This is a genomic window from Arthrobacter sp. EpRS71, assembly GCF_001512285.1.
GTDB lineage: Bacteria > Actinomycetota > Actinomycetes > Actinomycetales > Micrococcaceae > Arthrobacter.
On sequence record NZ_LNUV01000004.1, the window covers coordinates 425406 to 449037 of the forward strand.

Consider the following 23632-nt stretch of genomic DNA (forward strand, 5'->3'; position numbering starts at 1 on the left):
CTGGTCACAGCCGCCTCGGGTGAGGTGGGAAAGGGGCGCTGTGGTAGCTTTGAAAAGCAAATATTCCTTTTTTAATTCCGTCCCGTGAGGCGGGGAAAGGGGAGACGAGCGATGACTGAAGTCACTTCAGCGCACGTGCCGTCGCGGGTTGTTCTCAATCAGGCGGACATTGATCGTGCGCTCACTCGTATCGCCCACGAGATCCTCGAAGCCAACAAAGGCTCCCAGGACCTGGTCCTGTTGGGCATTCCCAGCCGCGGCTATCCCTTGGCTGTGCGGCTTGCCAACAAGATCGCTGCCGCCGATCCCACGGTTAACGCAGACACCATGGTTGGACAGTTGGATGTCACCATGTTCCGTGACGATCTTTCCCATCAGCCCACCCGGCCCCCACGCCACACCCGGCTCCCGCTGTCAGGCATAGATAACAAAGTTGTTGTTCTGATTGACGACGTCCTGTACTCCGGCCGGACCATCCGCGCGGCCCTGGATGCCTTGGTTGATCTTGGCCGCCCACGCATCGTCCGTCTTGCGGTGCTGGTGGACAGGGGACACCGTGAGCTTCCCATCCGCGCGGATCACGTGGGCAAGAACCTGCCCACTTCCTCCTCGGAGAAGGTCCGGGTCCATCTCGAGGAGATCGATTCCGTAGACGGCGTGCCCGTCAATGAGGTTGTTATCGAGGCCGGCAAATGAAGCACCTTCTGTCCACCGAAAACCTCAGTCTCTTCGACGCCATCCGTGTTCTGGACACGGCGGAGGAAATGTCCGCCGTCGGCGAGCGTGAAGTAAAGAAGCTCCCGGCACTGCGCGGCCGGACGGTAGTGAACCTCTTCTTCGAGGACTCCACCCGCACCCGCATCTCCTTTGAAGCGGCGGCCAAGCGACTGTCAGCCGACGTCATCAACTTCGCCGCCAAAGGATCTTCGGTCTCCAAGGGGGAGTCCCTCAAGGACACGGCGCAAACACTTGCAGCCATGGGTGCGGACGCCGTCGTTATCCGGCACTGGGCCTCCGGCGCGCCGCACCGGCTTGCTGCCACCGACTGGATCGACGCAGCCGTCATCAATGCTGGCGACGGCACCCATGAGCACCCTACGCAGGCACTGCTGGACGCCTTCACCATGCGTCGGCATTGGTCGCAGGTCAACGGCATTGAGTCCACGGGGGCAGACCTCAAAGGCATGCGCGTAGCCATTGCCGGCGATGTCCTGCACTCGCGCGTTGCCCGTTCAAATGTGTGGTTGCTCAAGACCCTTGGCGCCGAGGTCACGCTCGTGGCGCCACCCACGCTGCTGCCCATCGGCGTCGAGCACTGGCCTTGCAAGGTCAGCTACAACCTGGACGAGACACTGGAAGCCGGCATCGACGCCATGATGATGCTGCGCGTCCAGGGTGAGCGGATGAACGCCTCCTTCTTCCCTTCAACCCGCGAGTACTCCCGCCGCTGGGGGTTCGACGACGCAAGGCTCCGCGCGCTGGACGATCTCGGCATGAAGGACACCATCATCATGCACCCCGGCCCCATGAACCGTGGCCTGGAGATCTCCTCGGCAGCCGCCGATTCGCCGCGTTCAACCGTTCTCGCCCAGGTGCGAAACGGGGTCTCGGTCCGTATGGCCGCCCTTTACCTGCTGCTCTCAGGGGATTCCCGTGAAGCCGCCCCGAACTTAAGCCAGTCCAGCAAGGAGACCAACTGATGGCCGAGAACACCTACCTGATTCGTGGGGCCGCCATCCTCGGCGGCGAAGCTGAAGACCTCTTGATCTGCGACGGCGTCATTGAAGCCCGCGGCAAGGACCTGTCCGCGGAGGACGCAACCGTCATCGACGCCCAGGGCCTCGTTGCACTGCCGGGCATGGTGGACGTTCACACCCACCTGCGCGAACCCGGCCGTGAAGACGCCGAGACGGTGGAGACCGGCACCCGCGCCGCGGCGCTGGGTGGCTTCACCGCCGTCCACGCCATGGCCAACAGCAACCCGGTGGCGGACACTGCGGGTGTTGTGGAGCAGGTTCACAGCCTGGGACGGGCGTCCGGCTGGGTGGATGTACGCCCTGTTGGTGCAGTCACCGTGGGCTTGGCCGGGGACCAACTGGCAGAGCTCGGCGCCATGGCCGATTCCCGCGCCCAGGTCCGGATGTTCTCCGATGACGGCATCTGCGTTCACGATCCCGTCATCATGCGCCGTGCCCTGGAATACGTCAAAGCGTTCGACGGCGTGGTGGCCCAGCACGCGCAGGAGCCCCGCCTGACCGCCGGTGCACAGATGAACGAAGGCGCAGTGTCCGCCGTGCTGGGACTTACCGGTTGGCCCGCCGTAGCCGAGGAAAGCATCATTGCCCGGGATGTCCTGCTGGCCCAGCATGTGGGTTCCCGCCTCCACGTATGCCACGTTTCCACTGCAGGATCCGTGGAAATTGTCCGCTGGGCCAAGGCACGGGGCATCAACGTTACCGCCGAGGTCACACCGCACCACCTGCTGCTGACCGACGAACTGGTCCGCAGCTACGACCCCGTCTACAAGGTCAACCCGCCGCTGCGCACCGATTCCGACGTCCAGGCGCTCCGTGAGGGCCTGGCCGATGGCACCATCGACGTCGTGGGAACCGACCACGCACCGCACCCCAGCGAGCATAAGGAATGTGAGTGGGCGCAAGCAGCGATGGGCATGACCGGTCTTGAGACCGCCTTGTCCGTGGTGCAGGAGACCATGATCGAAACCGGCCTCATGACCTGGGCGGATTTCGCCAGGGTTACCTCGTTCACGCCTGCAGTGATCGGACGCGTCGCGGATCAGGGCCGTCCCCTGGAGGTTGGCGAACCTGCGAACGTCATCCTGGTGGACCCGGCTGCGCGTTGGACCGTTGACCCGCATAAAATGGCAACCATGGGCCGCAATTCACCGTTCAAGGGCAAGGAGCTGCCCGGATCCGTGGTGGCGACCTTCTTCAAAGGCCACCCCACGGTCCTCAATGGTCAGCTCAACACGCCTTACAGGTACCCGGCAGTCAGCAGCAACTAATGGACAACCAAACACTGACCGTGCTCATCACGGTGCCGTTGATCGTCGTCGTCCTGGCGATGATCTGGCTGGGATGGCGGAACCGGCTGAGGCGACAAGCCGACGTCGAATGCCTCCCCGAGGTTCCGGAGCAGCTGACCCCGGCCACCGTGGTGGCAGATGGCCAGTACGTGGCCACCACCACGGCCGGCGACTGGCTGGACCGGATCGCAGTCCAGGGCCTGGGTATCCGGACCAACGCGGAGCTGAGCATCCATGCTGAAGGCGTGTTGTTCGACCGTTCGGGTGCCGGCCCGGTGTTCATCCCGCGCTCCGCACTGGTGGATAGCCGCGAAACCAACGGAATGGCTGGAAAGTTCGTTGAAAAGGACGGACTCCTGGTCATCAACTGGAAGCTTGGCTCCCGTGAACTCGACACCGGCTTCCGATCCAGGCACGCAAGCGAAAAGCAGCTCCTCCTCGATGCCCTTCAAGAATTGATCTCCGCAGCCCCTCAGGCAGATGCCGATAGTGGAAAGTAATAAAGTGACGGATAGTAAAGCAGCCACCACCCCCACCCCCTCAGCAGCAGTACTCGTGCTCGAAGACGGCCGCATGTTCCGCGGCCGCAGCTACGGAGCCCAGGGAACCGCTCTGGGTGAGGCAGTCTTCGCCACCGGCATGACCGGTTACCAGGAGACCATCACCGACCCCTCCTACGCACGCCAATTGGTGGTTCAGACTGCGCCGCATATCGGGAACACCGGCGTGAACAGCGAAGATGCTGAGTCCCGCCGCATCTGGGTTGCGGGGTACATTGTGCGCGATGCCGCACGCCGCCCGTCCAACTGGCGCTCCGAACGCAGCCTCGATGACGAACTCGTTGATCAGGGAATCGTCGGCATCCAGGGTGTGGACACCCGTGCCATCACCCGCCACCTCCGCGAGCACAAGACCATGCGCGCCGGCATTTTCTCCGGCGAGGCCGCTCAGGCCACGGACAAGGAACTGTTGGAAACCGTCCTGGCCAGTGCTCCCATGGAAGGCGCAGCGCTGGCTGAGGAAGTCTCCATTGATGAGGCCTACGTGGTGGAACCCAAGGACCACGGCTGGGACGGCGAGCCGCGCTTCTCCATCGCGGCCGTTGATCTTGGCATCAAGGCAATGACACCCGTGCGTTTTGCAGAGCGAGGCGTCCGCGTCCACGTCCTGCCCGCCACGTCCACCCTGGAAGACGTCAACGCGGTCAAGCCCGACGGTTTCTTCATGTCCAACGGGCCCGGCGACCCCGCCACTGCAGACCACCAGGTCTCCCTCCTGCGCTCGGTGCTGGACGAAAAACTTCCGTACTTCGGCATCTGCTTCGGTAACCAGATCCTGGGCCGCGCCCTGGGCTTCGGGACCTACAAGCTCCGTTACGGCCACCGCGGCATCAACCAGCCCGTCATGGACCGCCGGACCGGCAAGGTGGAAATCACCTCGCAGAACCACGGCTTCGCCGTTGATGCGCCGCTGAACGGTTCCACCGTGGCGCCGGAAGAGCGCTACGGGCGGGTGGAAGTCAGCCACGTATCGTTGAACGACGACGTCGTTGAAGGACTCGCCTGCCTCGACATCCCCGCGTTCTCGGTCCAATACCACCCTGAAGCCGCGGCCGGCCCGCACGATGCCGCGTACCTCTTCGACCGCTTCATCGACCTCATGGCCGACACCAAGGCCAAGGCCACAGGCGCCGTCCCCGCAAAGAACACCGACTCCAAGACTGAGGACAAGAAGTAAATGCCCAAGCGTACAGATCTCAAGAGCGTCCTTGTCATCGGTTCCGGCCCCATTGTCATCGGCCAGGCAGCCGAGTTTGACTACTCCGGTACCCAGGCGCTTCGCGTCCTCAAGGAGGAGGGCCTGCGGGTCATCCTGGTGAACTCCAACCCGGCCACCATCATGACGGACCCCGAGTTCGCCGATGCCACCTACGTTGAGCCCATCACCCCGGAGGTGGTGGAGAAGATCATCGCCAAGGAGCGTCCGGACGCCATCCTGCCCACCTTGGGTGGCCAGACGGCTTTGAACACCGCCATCGCGCTGGACAAGAACGGTGTGCTGGAGAAGTACAACGTGGAACTCATCGGTGCGAACATCGCAGCGATTGAGCTCGGTGAAGACCGCGAGAAGTTCAAGGGCGTCGTGGAGCGTTGCGGCGCTGAATCTGCCCGCAGCCACATCATCCACACCATGGAAGAGGCTTTCGCTGCTGCCGAAGACCTTGGGTACCCGATGGTGGTCCGTCCTTCCTTCACCATGGGCGGCCTGGGTTCGGGCCTGGCGTACAACGAGGACGACCTCCGCCGCATTGTCGGCCAAGGGCTCCAGTACAGCCCCACCACCGAGGTCCTGCTCGAAGAGAGCATCCTCGGCTGGAAGGAATACGAGCTCGAGATGATGCGCGACAAGAACGACAACGTCGTTGTTGTGTGCTCCATCGAGAACTTCGACCCCGTAGGTGTCCACACCGGTGACTCCATCACGGTTGCCCCGGCGCTGACCCTCACGGACCGCGAGTACCAGAAGCTGCGCGATGTCTCCATCGCTGTTATCCGCGAAGTGGGTGTGGACACCGGCGGCTGTAACATCCAGTTCGCCATTGACCCCGCCACGGGCCGTGTAGTGGTCATCGAGATGAACCCGCGCGTGTCCCGGTCCTCCGCCCTGGCCTCCAAGGCAACCGGCTTTGCCATCGCCAAGATCGCCACCAAGCTGTCCCTTGGGTACACCCTGGACGAAATCCCGAACGACATCACGCAGAAGACGCCGGCCTCGTTCGAGCCCACGCTGGACTACGTTGTGGTCAAGGTTCCGCGCTTCGCCTTTGAGAAGTTCCCGGCAGCGGACAACACCCTCACCACCACCATGAAGTCGGTGGGTGAAGCCATGGCCATGGGCCGCAACTTCACCGAGGCCCTGCAGAAGGCCCTCCGTTCCCTGGAGCAGAAGGGCTCACAGCTCGACTTCAGTTCCGTGCCGGAATACGAGGTTGCCGAGCTTATTGAGAAGGCCAAGCGCCCCACCACGGACCGCCTGCACCAGGTGCAGCGCGCACTCTTGGGCGGTGCCACGGTGGAAGAGGTCTTCGAGGCCACAAAGATCGATCCTTGGTTCCTGGATCAGCTGCAGCTTTTGAACGAGACCGCGCAGGAGATCCGCAAGGCCGGCGTGCTCACTGAGGACATGCTGCGCAACGCCAAGCGCCATGGCTTCTCCGATGAGCAGATCGGTGCCTTGACGCACAATAACGAAGCTGTGGTTCGCGGCGTCCGCCAGGCCCTGGGCATTCGTCCGGTCTACAAGACGGTGGATACTTGTGCCGCTGAGTTCGCCGCTTACACCCCGTACCACTACTCGTCCTACGACGAGGAAGATGAAGTAGGCCTGCACGCGAAGCCTTCCGTCATCATCCTTGGCTCCGGGCCCAACCGCATTGGCCAGGGCATCGAGTTCGACTACTCCTGCGTCCACGCCTCGATGGCCCTGCGCAAGGCCGGCTATGAGACGGTCATGGTCAACTGCAACCCGGAGACGGTCTCCACGGACTACGACGTCTCCACGCGCCTCTATTTCGAACCGCTGACGCTTGAGGACGTCCTCGAGGTCATCGCCGCGGAAGAACGCACCGGTGGCGTCATGGGCGTCTTCGTGCAGCTCGGCGGCCAGACCCCGCTGAAGCTGGCACAGCAGCTTGCCGACGCCGGCGTTCCGATTTTGGGCACGTCACCCGAAGCCATCGATTTGGCAGAGCACCGCGGCGCCTTCGCCCGCGTGCTGGATGAGGCCGGACTGACCTCCCCGAAGAATGGCACCGCCGTTTCCTTCGAGGACGCCAAGAAGATCGCCGACGAAATCGGCTACCCGGTGCTGGTTCGTCCGTCCTATGTCCTGGGCGGCCGCGGCATGGAGATCGTCTATGACGAAGCCAACCTCTCCCGTTACATCGCCAACGCCACGGAAATCACCACGGACCACCCGGTGCTGATTGATCGCTTCCTTGAAGACGCCGTCGAAATCGACGTCGATGCTCTCTTTGATGGCACCGATATGTACCTCGGCGGCATCATGGAGCACATCGAAGAAGCCGGTATCCACTCCGGTGACTCTGCTTGCGTTCTTCCGCCGATCACCTTGGGCAACAACGTGATCGAGCGTGTGCGCACGGCAACCCGCGCCATTGCCGAAGGTGTGGGCGTCCGCGGCCTCATCAACATCCAGTTCGCCCTGGCCTCCGACGTCCTGTACGTCCTTGAGGCCAACCCGCGTGCTTCGCGTACGGTTCCGTTCGTCTCCAAGGCAACTGGTGTGCAGATGGCCAAGGCGGCAGCCCTCATCGGCACAGGGGTGACCATTAACCAGCTCCGCGGTGCCTACAAGATGCTGCCGGAAACCGGTGACGGTTCCACCCTCCCGTTGGACGCCCCGGTTGCTGTCAAGGAAGCAGTCCTTCCGTTCAGCCGCTTCCGTACTCCCGAAGGCAAGGTTGTGGACTCCCTGCTCGGCCCGGAAATGCGCTCCACCGGTGAAGTTATGGGTATTGACAAGCACTTTGACACGGCGTTCGCCAAGAGCCAGGCTGCCGCCAACAACGCTTTGCCCACCGAAGGCAAGATCTTCGTTTCGGTGGCCAACCGTGACAAGCGTTCGGTGATCATGGGCGTCAAGCGCCTCTCGGACCTTGGCTTCGAGATTGTCTCCACCGGTGGCACAGCAGATGTCCTGCGCCGCAACGGCATCCAGGCGACTCCGGTTCGCAAGGTGGCCGAGGGCAGCAGCGCCGAGGGTGAGGGCACCATCGCTGACCTCGTCATCGCCGGCGAGATCGACATGGTCTTCAACACGCCGTCGGGCGGAGAAGCCCGCAGCGACGGGTACGAACTCCGTGCGGCGGCAACGTCCATCGGCATTCCCTGCATCACTACGGTTGCTGAGTTCAACGCCGCAGTACAGGCCATTGAGGCGCTGCGCACCTATGAGTGGTCCGTGACCAGCCTGCAGGAGCACGCGGCCAACCTGGCAGCAGCAGTGGAAGCAGCCAATGCCTGAGTCTGATGCATCACAGCAAGGGCAGCGGCCGGCCCGGGAGTCCTTTGGCTCCCGGCTGGCTGCGGCCATGGCGGCGCGCGGTCCGCTGTGCGTCGGTATCGACCCCCACCCACAGCTCTTGGCTGAATGGGGATTGAACGACGACGTCGCCGGCCTGGAGCGCTTCTCGCTGGCAGTGGTGGAGGCAGTGGCTTCCCTCGCTGCCGCGGTCAAGCCACAGGTGGCGCTCTATGAGCGTCACGGTTCCGCCGGCATGGCTGTGCTGGAGCGCACCCTCGCTGCCTGCGCGGAGGCGGGCGTCCTCAGCATCGCTGACGCGAAACGTGGCGATATCGGCTCCACCATGGCGGCTTACGCGGATGCCTGGCTGAGGGACGGTTCGTCCTTGGCTGCGGACTCGGTGACGCTGAGCCCGTACCTTGGCTTTGAGTCGCTGCGCCCGGCGCTGGACCTGGCTGCGCAGTACGGCAGGGGAGTGTTCGTGCTTGCGCTGACATCGAACCCTGAGGGAAAGTCCGTCCAGCACGTGGGCGGGAGCGATTCCGTGGCCCGGAGAATTGCCGCCGCTGCCGCCGTCGAAAACCAGCGTTACGGTGGCTCCCTCGGGTCTGTTGGCTTGGTGGTGGGGGCAACCATCGGTTCTGCCCTGTTTGACCTGGATATCGATCTTGAAGCTGTCCGCGGTCCGATCCTTGCTCCTGGACTAGGTGCGCAGGGGGCCACGCCAGCCGATCTTCGAGCGACTTTCGGTGCTGCGTACCCCACTGTTCTGGCGACTTCCAGCCGGGGGATCCTGGCCGCCGGGCCGTCCTTGGCAGGGCTCCGTGCCGCAACGGAGGAGACACTGGACGGGCTTCGCCCGGAGTAAGTTGCGCACCCTCATTGCGCAACCGGGCCCCTGCCGGTAGGTTCAGGATCAGTCCGCGTGATCTGGATCACAATCGCGATCTGACAGGGGTTTGGCAGTGGGCCTTAAAGAGCTGACACCGCAGGAGCGTTCCGATGCCCTGGAGAAGGCTGCCAAGGCGCGGGCTGTGCGCGCCGCGGCCAAGGAACGCCTCAAGCGTGGCGAGGTGAGCATTGCCGAGTTGATCTCCTCAGGTACTACCGATGAGGCGATTGCGCGCATGCGGGTAGTGGAATTGCTGGAGGCCCTGCCGGGCATTGGTCCGGTCAGGGCAGCCGGAATCATGGCCGAGATTGGCATTGCCGGATCCCGGCGGATCAGGGGGCTGGGAATTCACCAGGCCCGGGCGCTGGTAGATTTTATGGATACTCAGCAAAGCGTTTGACGCATCTCCCCGAAGGAATCCGTGAGCAAGAAACCCGGACTGACTGTCCTTGCAGGCCCCACTGCCGTTGGCAAGGGAACCGTATCCACCTACATCAGGGACAACTATCCAGAGGTTTGGCTCTCGGTCTCGGCAACCACCCGGGCTGCGCGTCCGGGCGAGAAGGATGGCGTCCACTACTTCTTCAAGTCCGCCGAGGAGTTTGACTCCTTGGTCTCCGAGGGTGAACTCCTGGAGTGGGCTGTGGTGCATGGCCAGAACCGCTACGGTACGCTCCGCAGCACTGTTGACGCGGCAATCGCCGATGGCAAGTCTGTCTTGCTGGAGATTGACCTCCAGGGTGCCCGGCAGGTCAAGGCAGCGGTCCCGGACGCGAATTTCGTGTTCCTGGCACCGCCGAGCTGGGACGAAATGGTCCGTCGATTGGTGGGCCGCGGCACGGAAACTCCTGAGGAACAGCAGCGCAGGCTGGAAACCGCTAAACTGGAACTTGCTGCTGAACCGGAGTTTGACCACACCGTCATCAATGACGACGTTCGCCGGGCAGCGGACGAGCTTGTTTCACTCATGGGGCTTACCCCGCACCAGCGCTAAGCGCTTGCATTTGTTGGCCCGCTAAAATTTGGAGAATTCGTGTCCACGAACCTTGAAGGCATCATCAACCCGCCGATCGATTCGCTGCTTGAGGCTGCTGATTCCAAGTACGGCCTGGTCATCTTCGGCGCCAAGCGTGCCCGTCAGATCAACGCCTACTACGCACAGCTCCACGAGGGCCTGTTCGAGTACGTCGGCCCGTTGGTTGACACCAAGCTGAACGAGAAGTCGTTGTCCATCGCTCTGCGCGAGATCAACGAAGGCTTGCTGGTTTCCACGCCGATCGAGCCCGCAGAATAATAAAGACTGCCTGTTGACGGAGGTCACGTGCGCATAGTCCTCGGAGTCGGGGGAGGGATCGCAGCCTACAAGGTTGCATCGCTCCTCCGGCTTTTTACTGAAGCCGGTCACAAGGTGACGGTCATCCCCACGGAAGCCGCTACCCGATTCGTCGGAGTGGCCACATGGGAAGCCCTCTCCGGTAACCCTGTGAGCAACAGCGTCTTTGACGACGTCGAGAAGGTCAATCACGTCCGTCTGGGTCATGAGGCGGATCTTATAGTGGTGGCGCCTGCCACCGCAGACCTCTTGGCCAAAGCAGCGACCGGACAAGCGGGAGACCTCCTCACCAACACGCTTCTCATGGCCCATGGGCCGGTTCTGTTTGCTCCTGCGATGCACACGGAAATGTGGCAGCACGCGGCAACCCAGGCCAACGTAGAGACGCTGCGCAGTCGTGGCGTCACCGTGCTGGAGCCTGCCTCGGGTCGCCTGACGGGCTCGGATTCAGGGCCTGGGCGCTTACCGGAGCCGGAGGCGATCTTCGCTGCCGCCATGGCCCTTGCCGGCTCGGAAACATCACCGGCCCAGGGCAGCCATTCCGGTGTCCTGGCAGGACGAATCGTCACCATTTCCGCCGGCGGCACAAGGGAGGCCCTGGATCCTGTCCGTTTCCTGGGCAACCGGTCCTCCGGAAAGCAGGGCGCGGCGTTGGCCGCTGCCGCCCTGGCTGCCGGAGCCACAGTTCGTTTCCTTGCCGCACACATGGACGTCGAGCCGCCTGCCGGAGTGGAGCTTGTACGCGTTGAATCGGCCTTGGAACTACGCGAAGCCGCGCTGAAGGCGGCAGTGGATTCCGACGTCGTCATCATGGCCGCTGCTGTTGCGGACTTCCGTCCGGCAGAGGTTTCGGACACCAAGATCAAGAAGGTCGACGGCGAGGACGCTCCCGTTGTGCGGTTGATCCGGAACCCGGACATCCTGCATGAGCTCGTGGAACGTCGTCATGCCGACGGCGGTCAGCAGTTGATTGTCGGTTTCGCAGCCGAAACGGGCGATGCCCAAGGCGACGTGCTGGAGCATGCGACGGCCAAGCTCAAGCGCAAGGGCTGCGACCTCTTGGTGGTGAACCAGGTGGGCGTCGGCCGGGTATTCGGCCAGGACGACAATTCGGTGGTCATTCTGTCCGGTCACGGCGCCGACCCGGAGTCGGCCGCAGGCTCAAAGGCCGACGTCGCCGCTGCCGTCATTGATCGGGTGGGCACCGAACTGACCCGCGTCTTCCCGGCCGTGTAACTGAGCCCACACCCGAATTCTTCGCAAAGGGACACACGGCAGATCCCGCCGTCCCGCAACCCAGTAAGGTGGTCGAGTGACTTTACCGCTGCACCATGAACACCATGGCACCCCGTCCAAGCTCCGGCTCTTCACGTCCGAATCCGTCACGGAAGGGCACCCGGACAAGATCTGCGACCAAATCAGCGACTCCATCCTGGACGCGCTGCTGGCTGCTGATCCGGAATCCCGCGTGGCCGTTGAAACCATGGCCACTACCGGCTTAGTGCATGTGGCCGGTGAGGTTACCACCGACGCTTATGTGGAAATTCCGCAGATTGTCCGCGAGACCATCCTGGGCATCGGCTACGACTCGTCGGCCAACGGATTCGACGGCGCCCGCTGTGGTGTGTCCGTGTCCATCGGCCAACAGTCCAACGACATCGCCGGTGGCGTGTTCAACTCACTTGAGGCCCGTGAAGGCCGCCAAGAGGACGACTACGACCTCCAGGGTGCGGGCGATCAGGGAATCATGTTTGGCTATGCCAGCGATGAGACGGCCTCTTACATGCCTACGCCCATCTGGCTCGCGCACCGTTTGTCTGAACGCCTCACGGAAGTCCGAAAGAACGGCGAGCTGGCCTACCTTCGCCCGGACGGCAAGACGCAGGTCACCGTAGGATACGACGGCGATCGGCCGGTTTCCGTGGAAACGGTGGTCATCTCCAGCCAGCACGCCGAAGAGGCAAGCCTTGAGCAGCTTCGAGCGGACTTGGCCAGCTACGTGATCGATCCCGTCATGTCGGCGTCCAACCTGGACATCTCACATGCTGCCAACATTCTTAACCCGGCCGGCGCTTTCGTTATCGGCGGTCCTGTAGGCGATGCCGGGCTCACAGGCCGCAAGATCATCGTGGACACTTACGGGGGGTTCTCGCGCCACGGCGGTGGAGCTTTCTCCGGCAAGGATCCGTCCAAGGTGGACCGCTCAGCCGCATACGCCATGCGCTGGGTTGCCAAGAACGTGGTGGCGGCCGGCCTGGCCAAGAGGGCTGAGATTCAAATCGCCTACGCCATCGGCCAAGCACGCCCGGTTGGAACGTACGTTGAGACCTTCGGCACGGAAACGGTTGACCCGGCCCGCATCAGTGAAGCGATCGACGAGTTGTTCGACCTCCGTCCGCGCGCCATCATTGACGCGCTGGACCTCAAGCGGCCCATTTATGCCAAGACGGCTGCGCACGGTCACTTTGGCCGGGATGACCCGGATTTCACGTGGGAACGCTTGGACCGCGTGGCCGACCTGAAGGAATACTTCAACGCCTGAGCCCTTAACGATCGGTTGGCAGCAGTCGCATCAACCCCAGGTTGTTGTTTTGTCAGTGGCCCGTGATTGGCTGGTGCCAGAGAGATGCCCGCAGCGGGTCAATCCCGCTGCGGGCATTCCGGGTTAAGACTGCGTGGTGTTATTCCGCGCTCAGAGGTGGAGGTGAAGTGCATGGCAGGACACGAGGCCCAGCCGTCGTTGCTTCAGCCCTCGTTGCTTCAAGGGTTTCCGGATCGTGCACCGGTCAATGGGCCGCCGCTTGCCGCTGAGAATCCCGTGGCGCGGGTGGCCCTCGAATCGTCCCTGCCCCATCTGGACAGGCCCTTCGACTACAGCGTTCCAGCAGAGCTCGCCGAGGATGCCGCGCCAGGCGTCCGGGTGAAGGTCAAGTTCAACGGCCAGGAGCTGAACGGATACATCATTGAACGGCGTGCAGACTCGGATGCTGCTGCGCCTTTGAACACCCTGCACAAAGTGGTGTCCCCGGTTGCGGTGCTGACCCCGGCCACTATGGAGCTGGCAGGCACAGTGGCTGCCCGTTACGCCGGAACCCTGAGCGATGTCCTTCGAACGGCAATTCCTCCTCGGGTGGCCAAGGTGGAGAAGGAACTTCTGGCCGGAGACTTCGAAGCCGGAGTCGCTGACCTGAAACCGGCCACAGATGCTCACGCGTGGGCTTCTTACAGCAATGGTGAGCCGTATCTGCAGCACCTTGCCAAAGGCGGTTCGCCAAAAGCTGTCCTCACGGCTCTGCAGGGGTTCGGTCCTGATGGCTGGCCGGCCCTGGTGGCTACGGCAGTTGCCACCGTTCGCTCGTCGGGACGTGGCGCGGTGGTGGTGGTGCCGGACTATCGGGATCTGGAGCAATTGGAGGCAGCGCTTGCCAACGTCCTGCCGTCATCGGACATTGCCCGCCTCACGGCGGACGACGGGCAAACGCCCCGGTACAGAAACTTCCTGCGGCTTCTGAGCGGTACAGCGGGAGTGGCCATCGGCACTCGTTCAGCGGCCTATGCTCCTGTGCGCGACCTTGGCCTGGTGGTGTGCTGGGACGACGGCGATGACCTCCACATCGAGCAAAGGGCGCCTTATGCGCACACCAGGGAAGTCCTTCTGTTGCGTGCCGAGCAGGAGAACGCCGCGTGCCTTATGGCCTCCCATAACCGAAGCACCGAACTCCAACGCCTTGTGGAAATGCACTGGGCGGTGCCCATTGAGGCACCCCGAAGTACTGTCCGCGCCACGGCGCCCCGGGTTCTCAACACCGCTGACAGCTACGAACAAGAACGTGATCCTCTGGCGCGTATTGCACGATTGCCCGGTGCGGCGTGGCGGGCAGCCAAAGAAGGCCTGGAGCGCGGCCCGGTCTTGGTCCAAGTGGCCCGGGCCGGATACGCCCCGTCGCTGGTGTGCCAGACGTGCCGGGAACTTGCGCGCTGCAACGCTTGTCAGGGGCCGCTGGCAGTGTCCAGCAGTTCGGCCATTCCGGCGTGCCGGTGGTGTTCCACCCCATCCCCACAATGGCGCTGCATGCACTGTAGCGGAACAAGACTGCGCCGGGGGGCGGCGGGAGTCATGCGGACGGCAGAGGAGCTGGGGCGGGCCTTCCCCGGCAAAGCCGTCGTCACGTCATCCGGTGAGCACATCAAGGCATCTGTCCCGGACGCCCCTGCGCTGGTGGTCGCAACGGTCGGTGCTGAGCCGGTAGCCTCCAACGGATACGCGGTAGCGTTGTTGCTGGACGGCAACTCGTTGCTCCGGCGTGAGAACCTTCGCGCAGGGGAGGATACCGTCCGCCGGTGGTTCAATGCCGCTTCCCTTGTGAAGCCGGCCAGCCAGGGCGGACTCGTGGTGATCACCGCCGACGATACCGCGGCGACGGGAGCACTGTTGAGGTGGGACCCCGCCGGATTTGCGTCACGGGAACTGGCGCTGCGGAAGGAACTGCAACTGCCCCCGGCAGTCCGGGTGGCTTCCGTGACCGGCCCCAGGGCCGACGTCGTGCATTTCAGTGACGCTGTGGAAGCCAATGCCGAGCTGGCCTCGATAGCCAAACTACGCAAAGCCGGACCTGCACCTGTGCAACTGTCCGGCAGTCATCAGGTCTCCGCCGGCACCGTGGAGAGCGATGCGGAGGTCCGGACGCTCTACTTCATTCCGTACGCAGACGCCGCCGAGACCACCCGGGCCATGCGGGCCGTTAAGGTGGCCAACGCCGCCAAGCGCACGTCGGGCCCGGTGCAGTTGCGTTTGGATGGCGTCGACGTCCTTTGACCCCGGCTGTTCCCTCGGCTACGCCTTGGGTTGACGCTGAGCCATGACTTCTTCGGCCGCGGCAAGGAGCTGCCGTGCCGACTCGTCCCAGTTGAAGTTTGCAGCGCGTTTCACCGATGTTCGGGAGCGCTCCTGCCACAGTGAGTCCTCGTCCAGTGCAGTCACGGCCGCTGCGAACTCGGCCGGAGATTCAGGGTGGACGTAGCTGACAGCGTCGCCGCCCACCTCACGGAAGATGGGAATGTCGCTCGCGATGACGGGAGTGCCCAGGGCCATGGCCTCCACCAGCGGCAAACCGTATCCCTCGGCTCGTGACAGGCTGGTCAGCGCTGTGGCCCGCAGCAGGAGTTCGTCGTACTCGGCGTCCGTGACACCGTTGTGGAACACCACCTTGGCTCCGTCGGGAACCAGGGCCTCCAACTCAGCTCTGCGTTGCGGGGTGATCCGGCTGAGCAAGTGCAGGGTGTACCCGGACAGCCCGGACATGCCCCGGATCATGGTTTCCACGTTCTTGTACGGCATGAACGAACCCATGTAGAGGATCGACTTGTCTGCCCCTGCTTCAGGGTCGCGAGGTGTTTGACCTGGTTGGGGTGCGTTCCCCACTATGCGTACGGGACGCTTCGTCAGCGTGTACTTGGCCATGAGGGCTTCGGTGGTGCGGCTGATGGTAGCCACGATGTCCGCACGGTTGAGCAGGATCCGCTGCGGCCAGAACGCCTTGTGGTAAAGCCTCCACAGCAGCCGCACGGGTGCGGGCAGGAAGCCCGGGGGAGTCGGGTGTTCGTAGTAAATGAGGTCGTGAAGGGTCAGCACCAGCCCGTATTTGCGGCCGAAGGTGCCCATGGTCTGCATGGGACAGACCACCACGTCGGCACCAAGGGGGTTGACCTTGCGGGCAACGAACAATTCCACGGGCGACAGTGGGCTGTTGATCAGTACGTACGGGACGTCGGGGAGGAGGGCCAGTTGGCGCTTGTCGCTGATCAGCATCGTGACGTCGGCAATTTTGGACGTTGCGGCTATGAGGCTGGAACCGTAGCGGCTGATGCCATCGTGATGGTCCGTTCGGGTAAAGCGGGCGTCGATGACAATTTTCACGCGGGATGTTCCTCCAGGAAGATGCGGATTGCTTCGGCGGCCGGAACCGGCGTCTCGTAGTGGATCAAATGCCCGACGTCGGGAATCACTTCCAGCTTCGCCTCGGGTAGTCGCTTCATGAGTTTGTACTGGTTGGGAAGGGTGGCGATCTCGTCTTTTTCCCCTGCGATCAGGAGTACGGGGAGCGTCAGTTCTTCGGCTACCTGGGCGACGTGTCCCGAGACAGAGGCTTTGAAGGACTCCAACAGGCTTTTCCGGTCCGCGAAGGCACTGAAGTAGGCATCGTGTTGGCCATGGATGAAACGGCGCAGGTTTTTGTCCTTGGTTTTCGCCATGGTGATGCTCATGACGCGGACAATCAGGCGGTTCCGGAGGACCGCCAGCCCCAGTGGGCGGGGAAGCTTCGCCGAGGCCTGGTAGTACAGCACGGCCAGTTTGGTCATGATTCCCTTGGGACCCTCAAGTGCCGGCGCGGCTATGGGGTTGATGAGGATCAAGGGAAAGACAGCGCCCGGATGCGAGGCGGCAAAGTGACTGGCCACGATCGACCCGAAGGAGTGGCCCAGGAGTACGGTCCTGGGGCCCAATCCGAGGGCGCTCATGAAACCGGTGATGAACTGGCCGTAGCGTTCAACAGAGTGCTCGCCATCGACGAAGGGTTCGGAGCTTCCGAAGGCCGGCAGGTCCGGCATGATGATGCGCATCTCCGGAAGCTGGTCCGCTACACGCAGCAGGCCGTGGTGGTCGCCCCGGAACCCGTGGATGACCAGGATGGTCCGTGTCGCGGGCGTGGCGGCCACGGGCTCGTACGTCCAGTAAGCAACATTGCTGCCGTCCACGTCCACATCCGAGGCGTGCGTGCGGCCCGGCAGGGCGGTGCTGAAGAATTGACTGGGGGCCTGCGCTCCGTCAGGTGTGTGCGCGGTGTCCACTGTTTCCATACGGATGGTCCTACTTCACGTTGTCCGGGTGCGACCCGGTCCGATGATGGCGTTCGAGTCCTGCGATGCCGTCCATGTCGGCAGTATCCAGTTCGAAGTCATGGACGGCAAGATTTTCCTTGATCCGCCCTGCAGAGCTTGCTTTGGGGATCACCAGGTTTCCCACTTGGAGGTGCCAGCGGAGAATCACCTGCGCGGGTGTCCGGTTGTACTTGTCCGCCAGTGCGGTAATGGCGGGGTCGGCCAGGACCTGTCCGCGGCCCAGCGGACTCCACGCTTCCGTGGCGATGCCGAGCTGTTCGTGGAGAGTTCGCAAGCGGGTCTGCTGAAGCCAGGGGTGCAGCTCGATCTGGTTCACCGCCGGAACAACTTCAGCCTTCTGCATCAGCTCTTCCAAGTGTCCGGGCTGGAAGTTGGACACGCCGATGGCCCGCACTTTCCCTTCCCGGTACAGGGTCTCCAAGGCTTTGTAGGTCTCTGCAAACAGTCCCCGCCCGGCACAGGGCCAGTGGATGAGGTAGAGGTCTACAAAGTCCAGCCCAAGGTTGGAGATGGAGGTGTCGAACGCCCGGAGCGTGGCATCGTAGCCGTGGTCATCGTTCCAGACCTTGGTGGTGACGAAGAGGTCCTCGCGTGCAAGTGCGTGTACGGATTCGCCGGAGCCGCCGGTGCCTCTGTTCGCTTCAGTGGCGTCTCCGATCGCACCGCCAAGCGCCCGGCCCACCCCCACTTCGTTGCCGTACATGGCGGCCGTATCAAATCGTCTGTAGCCCTCGCCCAAGGCAGTGGCAACCAAGGCTTCTGCGTCGGTGGCGGGAACTTTATAGAGTCCGTATCCCATGCGGTCCATCTGTACGCCGTTGTTAAGCGCCAACTTGTTCGATGTCAGCTTTGAAGGGGATCTCATAGCAACGACTCTACCCATTCCTTGCACGATTACTTCAGGAATGGCCGTTGAAACTCACCAGGCGTCGGGCTGAGGCTTCGTCCAAAATAAGGTCAGTTGCCAGCCCGGCTGCCAGCGCACCTTGGAGTCCATTGATCTTGGACGCCCCGGAGACCACACAGATCCGGCGCCTGACTTGACGCAACTGTTCATGGCCGGGACCGGTCGACCTCTCATTGAGGGTGATGCCGTCCGAGGACCCGTCACTCCTGAAGAAGACCGTTGCGACGTCGCCAACCACGTCGTCGGCGGCCAGCATGGTGAGGTCGTGTTCATCGAGGTAACCACCGGCGTAGACGTGGCTCGGGTAATCGGAATCCACCGATCCGACGCCGAAGATGGCGATGCTCATGCGGGCCTGCAAGTCCAGGATGCGTTGAACGCTGCGCTCATTCCACATGGCCGTCTTGGTGGAGGCGTGATCAAAAAAGGCCGGAACAGGGAACTGTTCCACACGGGCACCGTAGGCGCTGCCGAAGCGCCGCATGATGTCACTGGCATAGGTAATGCCGGTGGTTTGCATGTTTCCGGCTCCGTTGAGTTGAACCACGATGCTGTCGTGCGTCACCTTGCGGGTGAGGTGCCGGCTGACCGCACTCAGCGTCGCGCCCCAGGCCACACCGATAATGGCATTGGAGTCCACCAGGGGGCCGATTGTTCGTGCTGCCTGCATGGCGACGCGGTCCAAGGTCTCGGCTTCGTTGAGAGTATCCAGTACCGGGACCACGTGGACGTCCACGCCGTATTGGGTCCTGATCTGGCTTTCCAGCTCAGGACCGGTATCAAACGGGCTGCGAATCTGGACCTGAACCAGCCCCGTTTCCCTCGCCGAAGACAGCAGCCTGGACACCGTCGATCGGGACGTCCGGAGCTCTCGGGCAATCGCATCCATGGTCAGGTCCTGCAGGTAATACATCTGTGCAGCCCGGAGCGCATCAGAGTGACGTGATCGTGCCATCTCGTTTCCTTCCTGCACGTTTGTGCAAATAGCTTGACTCCATTTTCCACCTTCGCAAGATTAGTGGTGAACGGTGCAGCAGCGAGTGGCGCGGCGCACGAACCAAGCCCAAGGGAGCAGTTTTGGGACACAACAAGATTTCCGGTACCTCACAGCACACTCAGCGCGACTCCGTCGTTGCACTGCAGGAGCGGCCCTCGGCCAAGGTGCTCATCATCGGCGGAGGCATCAACGGTGTGGGAACCTTCCGCGACCTCGCCCTCCAAGGCGTGGACGTCGCACTTGTTGAACGCGGTGACTACTGCCAGGGTGCCAGCGGAGCTTCGTCCCACATGATCCACGGCGGCATCCGCTACCTCGAAAACGGTGAGTTCCGGCTGGTCCAGGAATCCGTGGTTGAGCGCAACAGGCTCCTGCGGATCGCTCCGCACTACGTGAAGCCCCTGCAGACCACCATCCCGATCTTCAGCACATTCTCCGGAATTCTGTCTGCGCCCATGCGGTTCCTCACCCACAAGCAGGGTAAGCCCAAGGAACGTGGAGCGTTCCTCATCAAGGTGGGCCTGAGCATGTACGACTTCTTCTCCCGTGACGGCGGGAGTGTTCCCCGCCACCAGTTCCGTGGACGGACGAAGGCCCTTGCTGAGCTCCCCAAGCTGCACTCCGGAATCAAATACGCGGCCACCTACTTTGATGCTTCCGTTCACAACCCGGAACGCCTGACCCTGGACGTCTTGCAGGACGGCGAGAAAGCGGGCCGTAGTGGCGGACTGCCGGGAGGAAGCGCCCGCGCAAGCAACTACGTCTCGCTCGTCTCCATGGGCTCAGACGGAGCGAAGCTCCGCGACGAACTGACGGGCAATGAATTCGACTTCAAAGCTGACGTGATCGTCAACACCACCGGCGCATGGGTGGACCTCACCAACCAGGCCATGGGCGCCGTCAGCAAGTTCATGGGCGGCACCAAGGGCTCCCACATCGTCCTGGACCACCCCGAACTGCTCGCGGCCTGCAACGGGCGCGAAATCTTCTTTGAGCACACAGATGGCCGCATCGTCCTGATCTACCCCATGGGTGACCGGGTGCTTGTTGGCACTACTGACGTGGACGCCGATATGTCCGAGGATGCTGTCTGCACCGACGAAGAGATCGACTACTTCTTCGATCTTGTTGGCCACGTGTTCCCCACCATCAAGGTGCAGCGCGAACAGATCGTCTACAGTTTCGCCGGTGTCCGTCCCTTGCCGCGCCACGACGAAACGCAGCCCGGATTCGTCTCACGCGACTACCGCATCGAACGCAGCGTCCGTTCCGGCAGCGACGCCGTCGCAACCCCAGGCGGCAAGGCCGCCGTCGTCCTCAGCTTGGTGGGTGGCAAATGGACCACGTTCCGCGCTTTGGCAGAACACATGACCAACGACGTCCTGCGCGAACTGGGCATGGACCGCAAAGTCTCGACGGCGAAACTCGCCATCGGCGGCGGTGCCGGCTTCCCGGCCACCGAACAGGGCGAACAGGAATGGATCAAGATGCACATGGGGCCGGGCCTTGACGCTGACCGTGTAGCTGTCCTGCTGACCCGGTACGGAACCCGGGCGGACGCCGTCATCGAATACCTCAATGCCGGACACGACGCACCACTGCGTTCCACCCGTGAACTGAGCGTCCGGGAACTGGCCTTCATGGCAGAGCACGAACAGATCGGGCACCTGGTGGATGTCCTCATCCGCCGAACGTCGCTCGCATTCCGTGGCTTGGTCACCGGGGAGCTGCTCAATGAGATCGCCGCGGCACTTGCTGAACCGCTCGGTTGGGACGCTGCTGCCCGCGAGGCAGAAATCCGCCACGCCCAGGAGGTACTGCAGAGGTTCCACAAGGTTGACGTGCACAGTCTCGTAGCCTGACACCAAGCAGCGGAAAACTTGACCGTCCCCGAGTGCGGTGGGGGCGGAATGGGGTAGGTGGACCCGCCAGGGGAACACCACACCGGGACGGTTCCGGAGACAACGGAACCGTCCCAACAGCCTCTTCACCCGCGAGGGGGCTGACAACAGAAAAATGAGGAGTCAAAGATGTCTCTTGGAATTGTTTTCCTTTCCGAAGTATTCGGAACCATGATGCTGACCCTGCTGGGTTGCGGCGTCGTGGCAAACGTCGCGCTCAAAGGCACCAAGGGCAACAACGCCGGATTCTTGATGGTGACGTGGGGCTGGGGTATTGCGGTCTTCGCGGGCGTTTTCGTGGCCGCAAAGTCTGGCGCGCACCTTAACCCGGCCGTAACCCTGGGCTTGCTGGTCAACGGCAAAGCAGAATACGCTCCCGGCGTCCCTGTGGATTTTGCCTCCACCCTGACGTACTTCGGTGCTGAACTGCTGGGCGCCTTCCTGGGTGCGGTGGTCTGCTGGCTCGCCTACAAGCAGCACTTCGATGAAGAACCCCTTGCAGCAAACAAGCTGGGCACCTTCTCCACCGGCCCGGCCATCCGTTCCACCCCCTGGAACCTCGTCACCGAAATCATCGGCACGTTCGTCCTGGTCTTCGTCATCCTGACCTTCGGCGGCACCCCCTCGGGCCTCGGCCCGCTGGCCGTTGCACTGCTGGTTGTCGGTATCGGTGTTTCCCTCGGTGGTCCCACCGGCTACGCCATCAACCCCGCACGTGACCTTGGCCCCCGCATCGCCCACGCCCTCCTTCCCATCAAGGGCAAAGGCTCCAGTGACTGGGCCTACTCCTGGATCCCCGTCGTCGGCCCGCTGGTTGGTGGCGCCCTCGCCGGCCTGGTAGCCCTGTGGGTACCGGACATCATGCCCGCCATCGCCGGCTAGTACTGCACACACTCGCAACCGCACAATCACCAAACACTGAAGAGATAGCAAACTAAGACAAGGACGTCACCATGAATCAATACGTCATCGCCATCGACCAAGGCACCACCAGCTCCCGCGCCATCGTTTTCGACCACACGGGCAACATCGTCTCCACCGGCCAGATGGAGCACGAGCAGATCTTCCCTCAGGCCGGCTGGGTGGAGCACAACCCCGCCGAAATCTGGAACAACACCCGGGAAGTCATTGCCTCAGCCCTGTCCAAGGCGAACCTGACGCGGCACGACATCGCCGCCGTCGGCATCACCAACCAGCGCGAAACCGCCGTCGTCTGGGACAAGAACACCGGCGAAGCCGTCTACAACGCCATCGTCTGGCAGGACACCCGCACGCAGCCCATCGTCGATGAACTGGCACAGGACGGGGGAGTGGAGCGCTTCAAACAGAAGGTGGGCCTTCCGCTGGCAACATACTTCTCCGGCACCAAAATCAAGTGGATCCTGGACAACGTGGACGGCGCCCGCGAACGCGCCGAAGCCGGTGACCTCCTCTTCGGCAACACCGACGCCTGGGTCCTCTGGAACCTGACCGGCGGCGTGGACGGCGGTGTGCACGTCACCGACGTCACCAACGCCTCCCGCACCCTGTTCATGGACCTCGAAACGCTCCAATGGGACCAGGAAATTTTGGACGTCTTCGGTGTTCCAGCCTCCATGATGCCTGCCATCAAGTCGTCTTCCGAGGTGTACGGACACGTCCACACCTCGCAGTTGCTTCGCGAAACGCCAGTAGCCGGCATCCTCGGTGACCAGCAGGCAGCAACGTTCGGTCAAGCCGCGTTCCAGCCAGGCGAAGCCAAAAACACCTACGGCACAGGCTGCTTCCTGATCTTCAACACCGGCGAAGAGATCGTTCACTCCAAGAACGGCCTGCTCACCACCCTCGGATACAAACTGGGAGACGCCAAACCGCACTACGCCCTTGAAGGATCCATCGCCGTCACCGGGTCCCTGATCCAGTGGCTCCGCGACAACCTCGGCATGATCAGCTCCGCCCCGGAGGTAGAAGAACTTGCCGCCGGTGTTAAGGACAACGGAGGCGTTTACATCGTCCCCGCATTCTCCGGACTGTTTGCACCGTACTGGCGTGCAGACGCACGCGGAGCAATCGTCGGCCTCACCCGTTTCGCCAACAAGGGCCACATCGCCCGCGCAGCCCTGGAAGCAACTGCTTTCCAGACCCGCGAGGTGCTCGACGCCGTCAACGCCGACTCGGGTGTCCCGCTCACCGAGTTGAAGGTCGACGGCGGCATGGTCGCCAACGAGGCACTCATGCAGTTCCAGGCCGACATCCTGGGCGTACCCGTAGTCCGTCCGAAAGTAGTCGAGACCACGGCCCTCGGTGCTGCCTACGCCGCCGGCCTCGCCGTCGGCTTCTGGAAAGACCTCGGCGAGCTCAGTGCCAACTGGAACGAAGACAAGCGCTGGGAACCGCAACTGCCGGCAGAAGAGCAGGAGCGTCAGCTGCGGCTCTGGAAGAAGGCCGTCACAAAGTCCATGGACTGGGTCGACGAGGACGTTAAGTAGCCATCTCCCGACGTTGACGGCAGCCGCGCCTGCCCCGCCCGTCCCCAGCTGCTCCCGCCGCTCGCAAGCTCGCGGTGGGGCCCTCGCAGCTGGGGGCCCACCGCGGGTGGCCACCACACCCGGGCGAGGCGCGGCTGCCGTC

20 protein-coding genes are annotated in these 23632 nt (G+C 62.9%); 16 read left to right on the forward strand and 4 right to left on the reverse strand.

The window, feature by feature from the left end; genetic code table 11:
- The first annotated feature begins 111 nt into the window (after positions 1–111).
- From pyrR to AR689_RS09520, 13 genes are all read left to right on the forward strand, one after another.
- Positions 112–696, forward strand: a complete 585-nt coding sequence (gene pyrR, locus AR689_RS09460; RefSeq protein ID WP_024816826.1) for a bifunctional pyr operon transcriptional regulator/uracil phosphoribosyltransferase PyrR — start codon at positions 112–114, stop codon at positions 694–696.
- Positions 693–1700 (forward strand): aspartate carbamoyltransferase catalytic subunit, encoded by a 1008-nt coding sequence (locus tag AR689_RS09465; protein ID WP_062069492.1) that lies wholly within the window; start codon positions 693–695, stop codon positions 1698–1700. The genes pyrR and AR689_RS09465 overlap by 4 nt, the downstream gene beginning before the upstream one ends.
- A complete protein-coding gene (locus AR689_RS09470; protein WP_062069496.1) occupies positions 1700–3025 on the forward strand; it encodes a dihydroorotase in 1326 nt (441 codons plus the stop codon). The genes AR689_RS09465 and AR689_RS09470 overlap by 1 nt, the downstream gene beginning before the upstream one ends.
- On the forward strand, positions 3025–3546 hold the full coding sequence (locus AR689_RS09475) for a PH-like domain-containing protein (protein WP_062069499.1): 522 nt from the start codon (positions 3025–3027) through the stop codon (positions 3544–3546). Before AR689_RS09470 ends, AR689_RS09475 begins: the two co-directional genes overlap by 1 nt.
- Positions 3527–4783, forward strand: coding sequence for a glutamine-hydrolyzing carbamoyl-phosphate synthase small subunit (gene carA, locus AR689_RS09480; RefSeq protein ID WP_062069502.1), 1257 nt, complete (start codon positions 3527–3529; stop codon positions 4781–4783). The genes AR689_RS09475 and carA overlap by 20 nt, the downstream gene beginning before the upstream one ends.
- Complete coding sequence (gene carB, locus AR689_RS09485; RefSeq protein ID WP_062069505.1) at positions 4784–8092, forward strand: carbamoyl-phosphate synthase large subunit; 3309 nt, start codon at positions 4784–4786, stop codon at positions 8090–8092.
- Positions 8085–8960, forward strand: coding sequence for an orotidine-5'-phosphate decarboxylase (gene pyrF / locus AR689_RS09490; RefSeq protein WP_062069508.1), 876 nt, complete (start codon positions 8085–8087; stop codon positions 8958–8960). The genes carB and pyrF overlap by 8 nt, the downstream gene beginning before the upstream one ends.
- A gap of 97 nt (positions 8961–9057) precedes the next feature.
- Positions 9058–9384: an integration host factor, actinobacterial type gene (gene mihF, locus AR689_RS09495; RefSeq protein ID WP_024816819.1), complete on the forward strand. Its 327-nt coding sequence runs from the start codon at positions 9058–9060 to the stop codon at positions 9382–9384.
- Between the two features lie 21 nt (positions 9385–9405).
- Positions 9406–9978 carry a guanylate kinase gene (gene gmk / locus AR689_RS09500; protein WP_062069511.1) on the forward strand — a complete coding sequence of 191 codons (573 nt, stop codon included), beginning with the start codon at positions 9406–9408 and terminating at the stop codon, positions 9976–9978.
- A gap of 39 nt (positions 9979–10017) precedes the next feature.
- The gene (gene rpoZ / locus AR689_RS09505) at positions 10018–10278 is read left to right on the forward strand and encodes a DNA-directed RNA polymerase subunit omega (protein ID WP_017197559.1); all 261 of its coding nucleotides are present in this window, start codon (positions 10018–10020) and stop codon (positions 10276–10278) included.
- A 27-nt stretch (positions 10279–10305) separates the two neighbouring features.
- Complete coding sequence (gene coaBC / locus AR689_RS09510; RefSeq protein WP_062069514.1) at positions 10306–11553, forward strand: bifunctional phosphopantothenoylcysteine decarboxylase/phosphopantothenate--cysteine ligase CoaBC; 1248 nt, start codon at positions 10306–10308, stop codon at positions 11551–11553.
- 76 nt (positions 11554–11629) lie between these two features.
- A complete protein-coding gene (gene metK / locus AR689_RS09515; RefSeq protein ID WP_024816815.1) occupies positions 11630–12859 on the forward strand; it encodes a methionine adenosyltransferase in 1230 nt (409 codons plus the stop codon).
- 171 nt (positions 12860–13030) lie between these two features.
- Entirely contained in the window at positions 13031–15133 is a 2103-nt protein-coding gene (locus AR689_RS09520; RefSeq protein ID WP_062069518.1) for a primosomal protein N', read from the forward strand.
- An 18-nt stretch (positions 15134–15151) separates the two neighbouring features.
- Here the strand turns inward: AR689_RS09520 and AR689_RS09525 are convergent, their stop codons facing one another.
- From AR689_RS09525 to AR689_RS09540, 4 genes are read right to left on the reverse strand one after another with little or no spacing between them, the layout of a single operon-like run.
- Positions 15152–16234: a glycosyltransferase family 4 protein gene (locus AR689_RS09525; RefSeq protein ID WP_062069521.1), complete on the reverse strand. Its 1083-nt coding sequence runs from the start codon at positions 16232–16234 to the stop codon at positions 15152–15154.
- On the reverse strand, positions 16231–17175 hold the full coding sequence (locus AR689_RS09530) for an alpha/beta fold hydrolase (RefSeq protein WP_062069524.1): 945 nt from the start codon (positions 17173–17175) through the stop codon (positions 16231–16233). The genes AR689_RS09525 and AR689_RS09530 overlap by 4 nt, the downstream gene beginning before the upstream one ends.
- Before the next feature lie 10 nt (positions 17176–17185).
- Positions 17186–18082 carry an aldo/keto reductase gene (locus AR689_RS09535; protein WP_062069527.1) on the reverse strand — a complete coding sequence of 299 codons (897 nt, stop codon included), beginning with the start codon at positions 18080–18082 and terminating at the stop codon, positions 17186–17188.
- 34 nt (positions 18083–18116) lie between these two features.
- Positions 18117–19079: a sugar-binding transcriptional regulator gene (locus AR689_RS09540; protein ID WP_062069529.1), complete on the reverse strand. Its 963-nt coding sequence runs from the start codon at positions 19077–19079 to the stop codon at positions 18117–18119.
- A 122-nt stretch (positions 19080–19201) separates the two neighbouring features.
- Here AR689_RS09540 and AR689_RS09545 point away from each other — a divergent pair, with 122 nt between their 5' ends.
- The 3 genes from AR689_RS09545 (at position 19202) to glpK (ending at position 23490) form a co-directional block, all read left to right on the forward strand.
- The gene (locus AR689_RS09545) at positions 19202–20983 is read left to right on the forward strand and encodes a glycerol-3-phosphate dehydrogenase/oxidase (protein WP_062069532.1); all 1782 of its coding nucleotides are present in this window, start codon (positions 19202–19204) and stop codon (positions 20981–20983) included.
- 168 nt (positions 20984–21151) lie between these two features.
- A complete protein-coding gene (locus tag AR689_RS09550; RefSeq protein WP_062069535.1) occupies positions 21152–21904 on the forward strand; it encodes an MIP/aquaporin family protein in 753 nt (250 codons plus the stop codon).
- 71 nt (positions 21905–21975) lie between these two features.
- The gene (gene glpK / locus AR689_RS09555) at positions 21976–23490 is read left to right on the forward strand and encodes a glycerol kinase GlpK (RefSeq protein WP_062069539.1); all 1515 of its coding nucleotides are present in this window, start codon (positions 21976–21978) and stop codon (positions 23488–23490) included.
- Positions 23491–23632 lie beyond the last annotated feature (142 nt).

Coding starts and splice junctions, on each gene's coding strand:
- pyrR (WP_024816826.1), top strand. CDS start 112: ATGACTGAAGTCACTTCAGCGCACGTGCCGTCGCGGGTTGTTCTCAAT.
- AR689_RS09465 (WP_062069492.1), top strand. CDS start 693: ATGAAGCACCTTCTGTCCACCGAAAACCTCAGTCTCTTCGACGCCATC.
- AR689_RS09470 (WP_062069496.1), top strand. CDS start 1,700: ATGGCCGAGAACACCTACCTGATTCGTGGGGCCGCCATCCTCGGCGGC.
- AR689_RS09475 (WP_062069499.1), top strand. CDS start 3,025: ATGGACAACCAAACACTGACCGTGCTCATCACGGTGCCGTTGATCGTC.
- carA (WP_062069502.1), top strand. CDS start 3,527: ATGCCGATAGTGGAAAGTAATAAAGTGACGGATAGTAAAGCAGCCACC.
- carB (WP_062069505.1), top strand. CDS start 4,784: ATGCCCAAGCGTACAGATCTCAAGAGCGTCCTTGTCATCGGTTCCGGC.
- pyrF (WP_062069508.1), top strand. CDS start 8,085: ATGCCTGAGTCTGATGCATCACAGCAAGGGCAGCGGCCGGCCCGGGAG.
- AR689_RS09520 (WP_062069518.1), top strand. CDS start 13,031: ATGGCAGGACACGAGGCCCAGCCGTCGTTGCTTCAGCCCTCGTTGCTT.
- AR689_RS09530 (WP_062069524.1), bottom strand. CDS start 17,175: ATGGAAACAGTGGACACCGCGCACACACCTGACGGAGCGCAGGCCCCC.
- AR689_RS09535 (WP_062069527.1), bottom strand. CDS start 18,082: ATGAGATCCCCTTCAAAGCTGACATCGAACAAGTTGGCGCTTAACAAC.
- AR689_RS09540 (WP_062069529.1), bottom strand. CDS start 19,079: ATGGCACGATCACGTCACTCTGATGCGCTCCGGGCTGCACAGATGTAT.
- AR689_RS09550 (WP_062069535.1), top strand. CDS start 21,152: ATGTCTCTTGGAATTGTTTTCCTTTCCGAAGTATTCGGAACCATGATG.
- glpK (WP_062069539.1), top strand. CDS start 21,976: ATGAATCAATACGTCATCGCCATCGACCAAGGCACCACCAGCTCCCGC.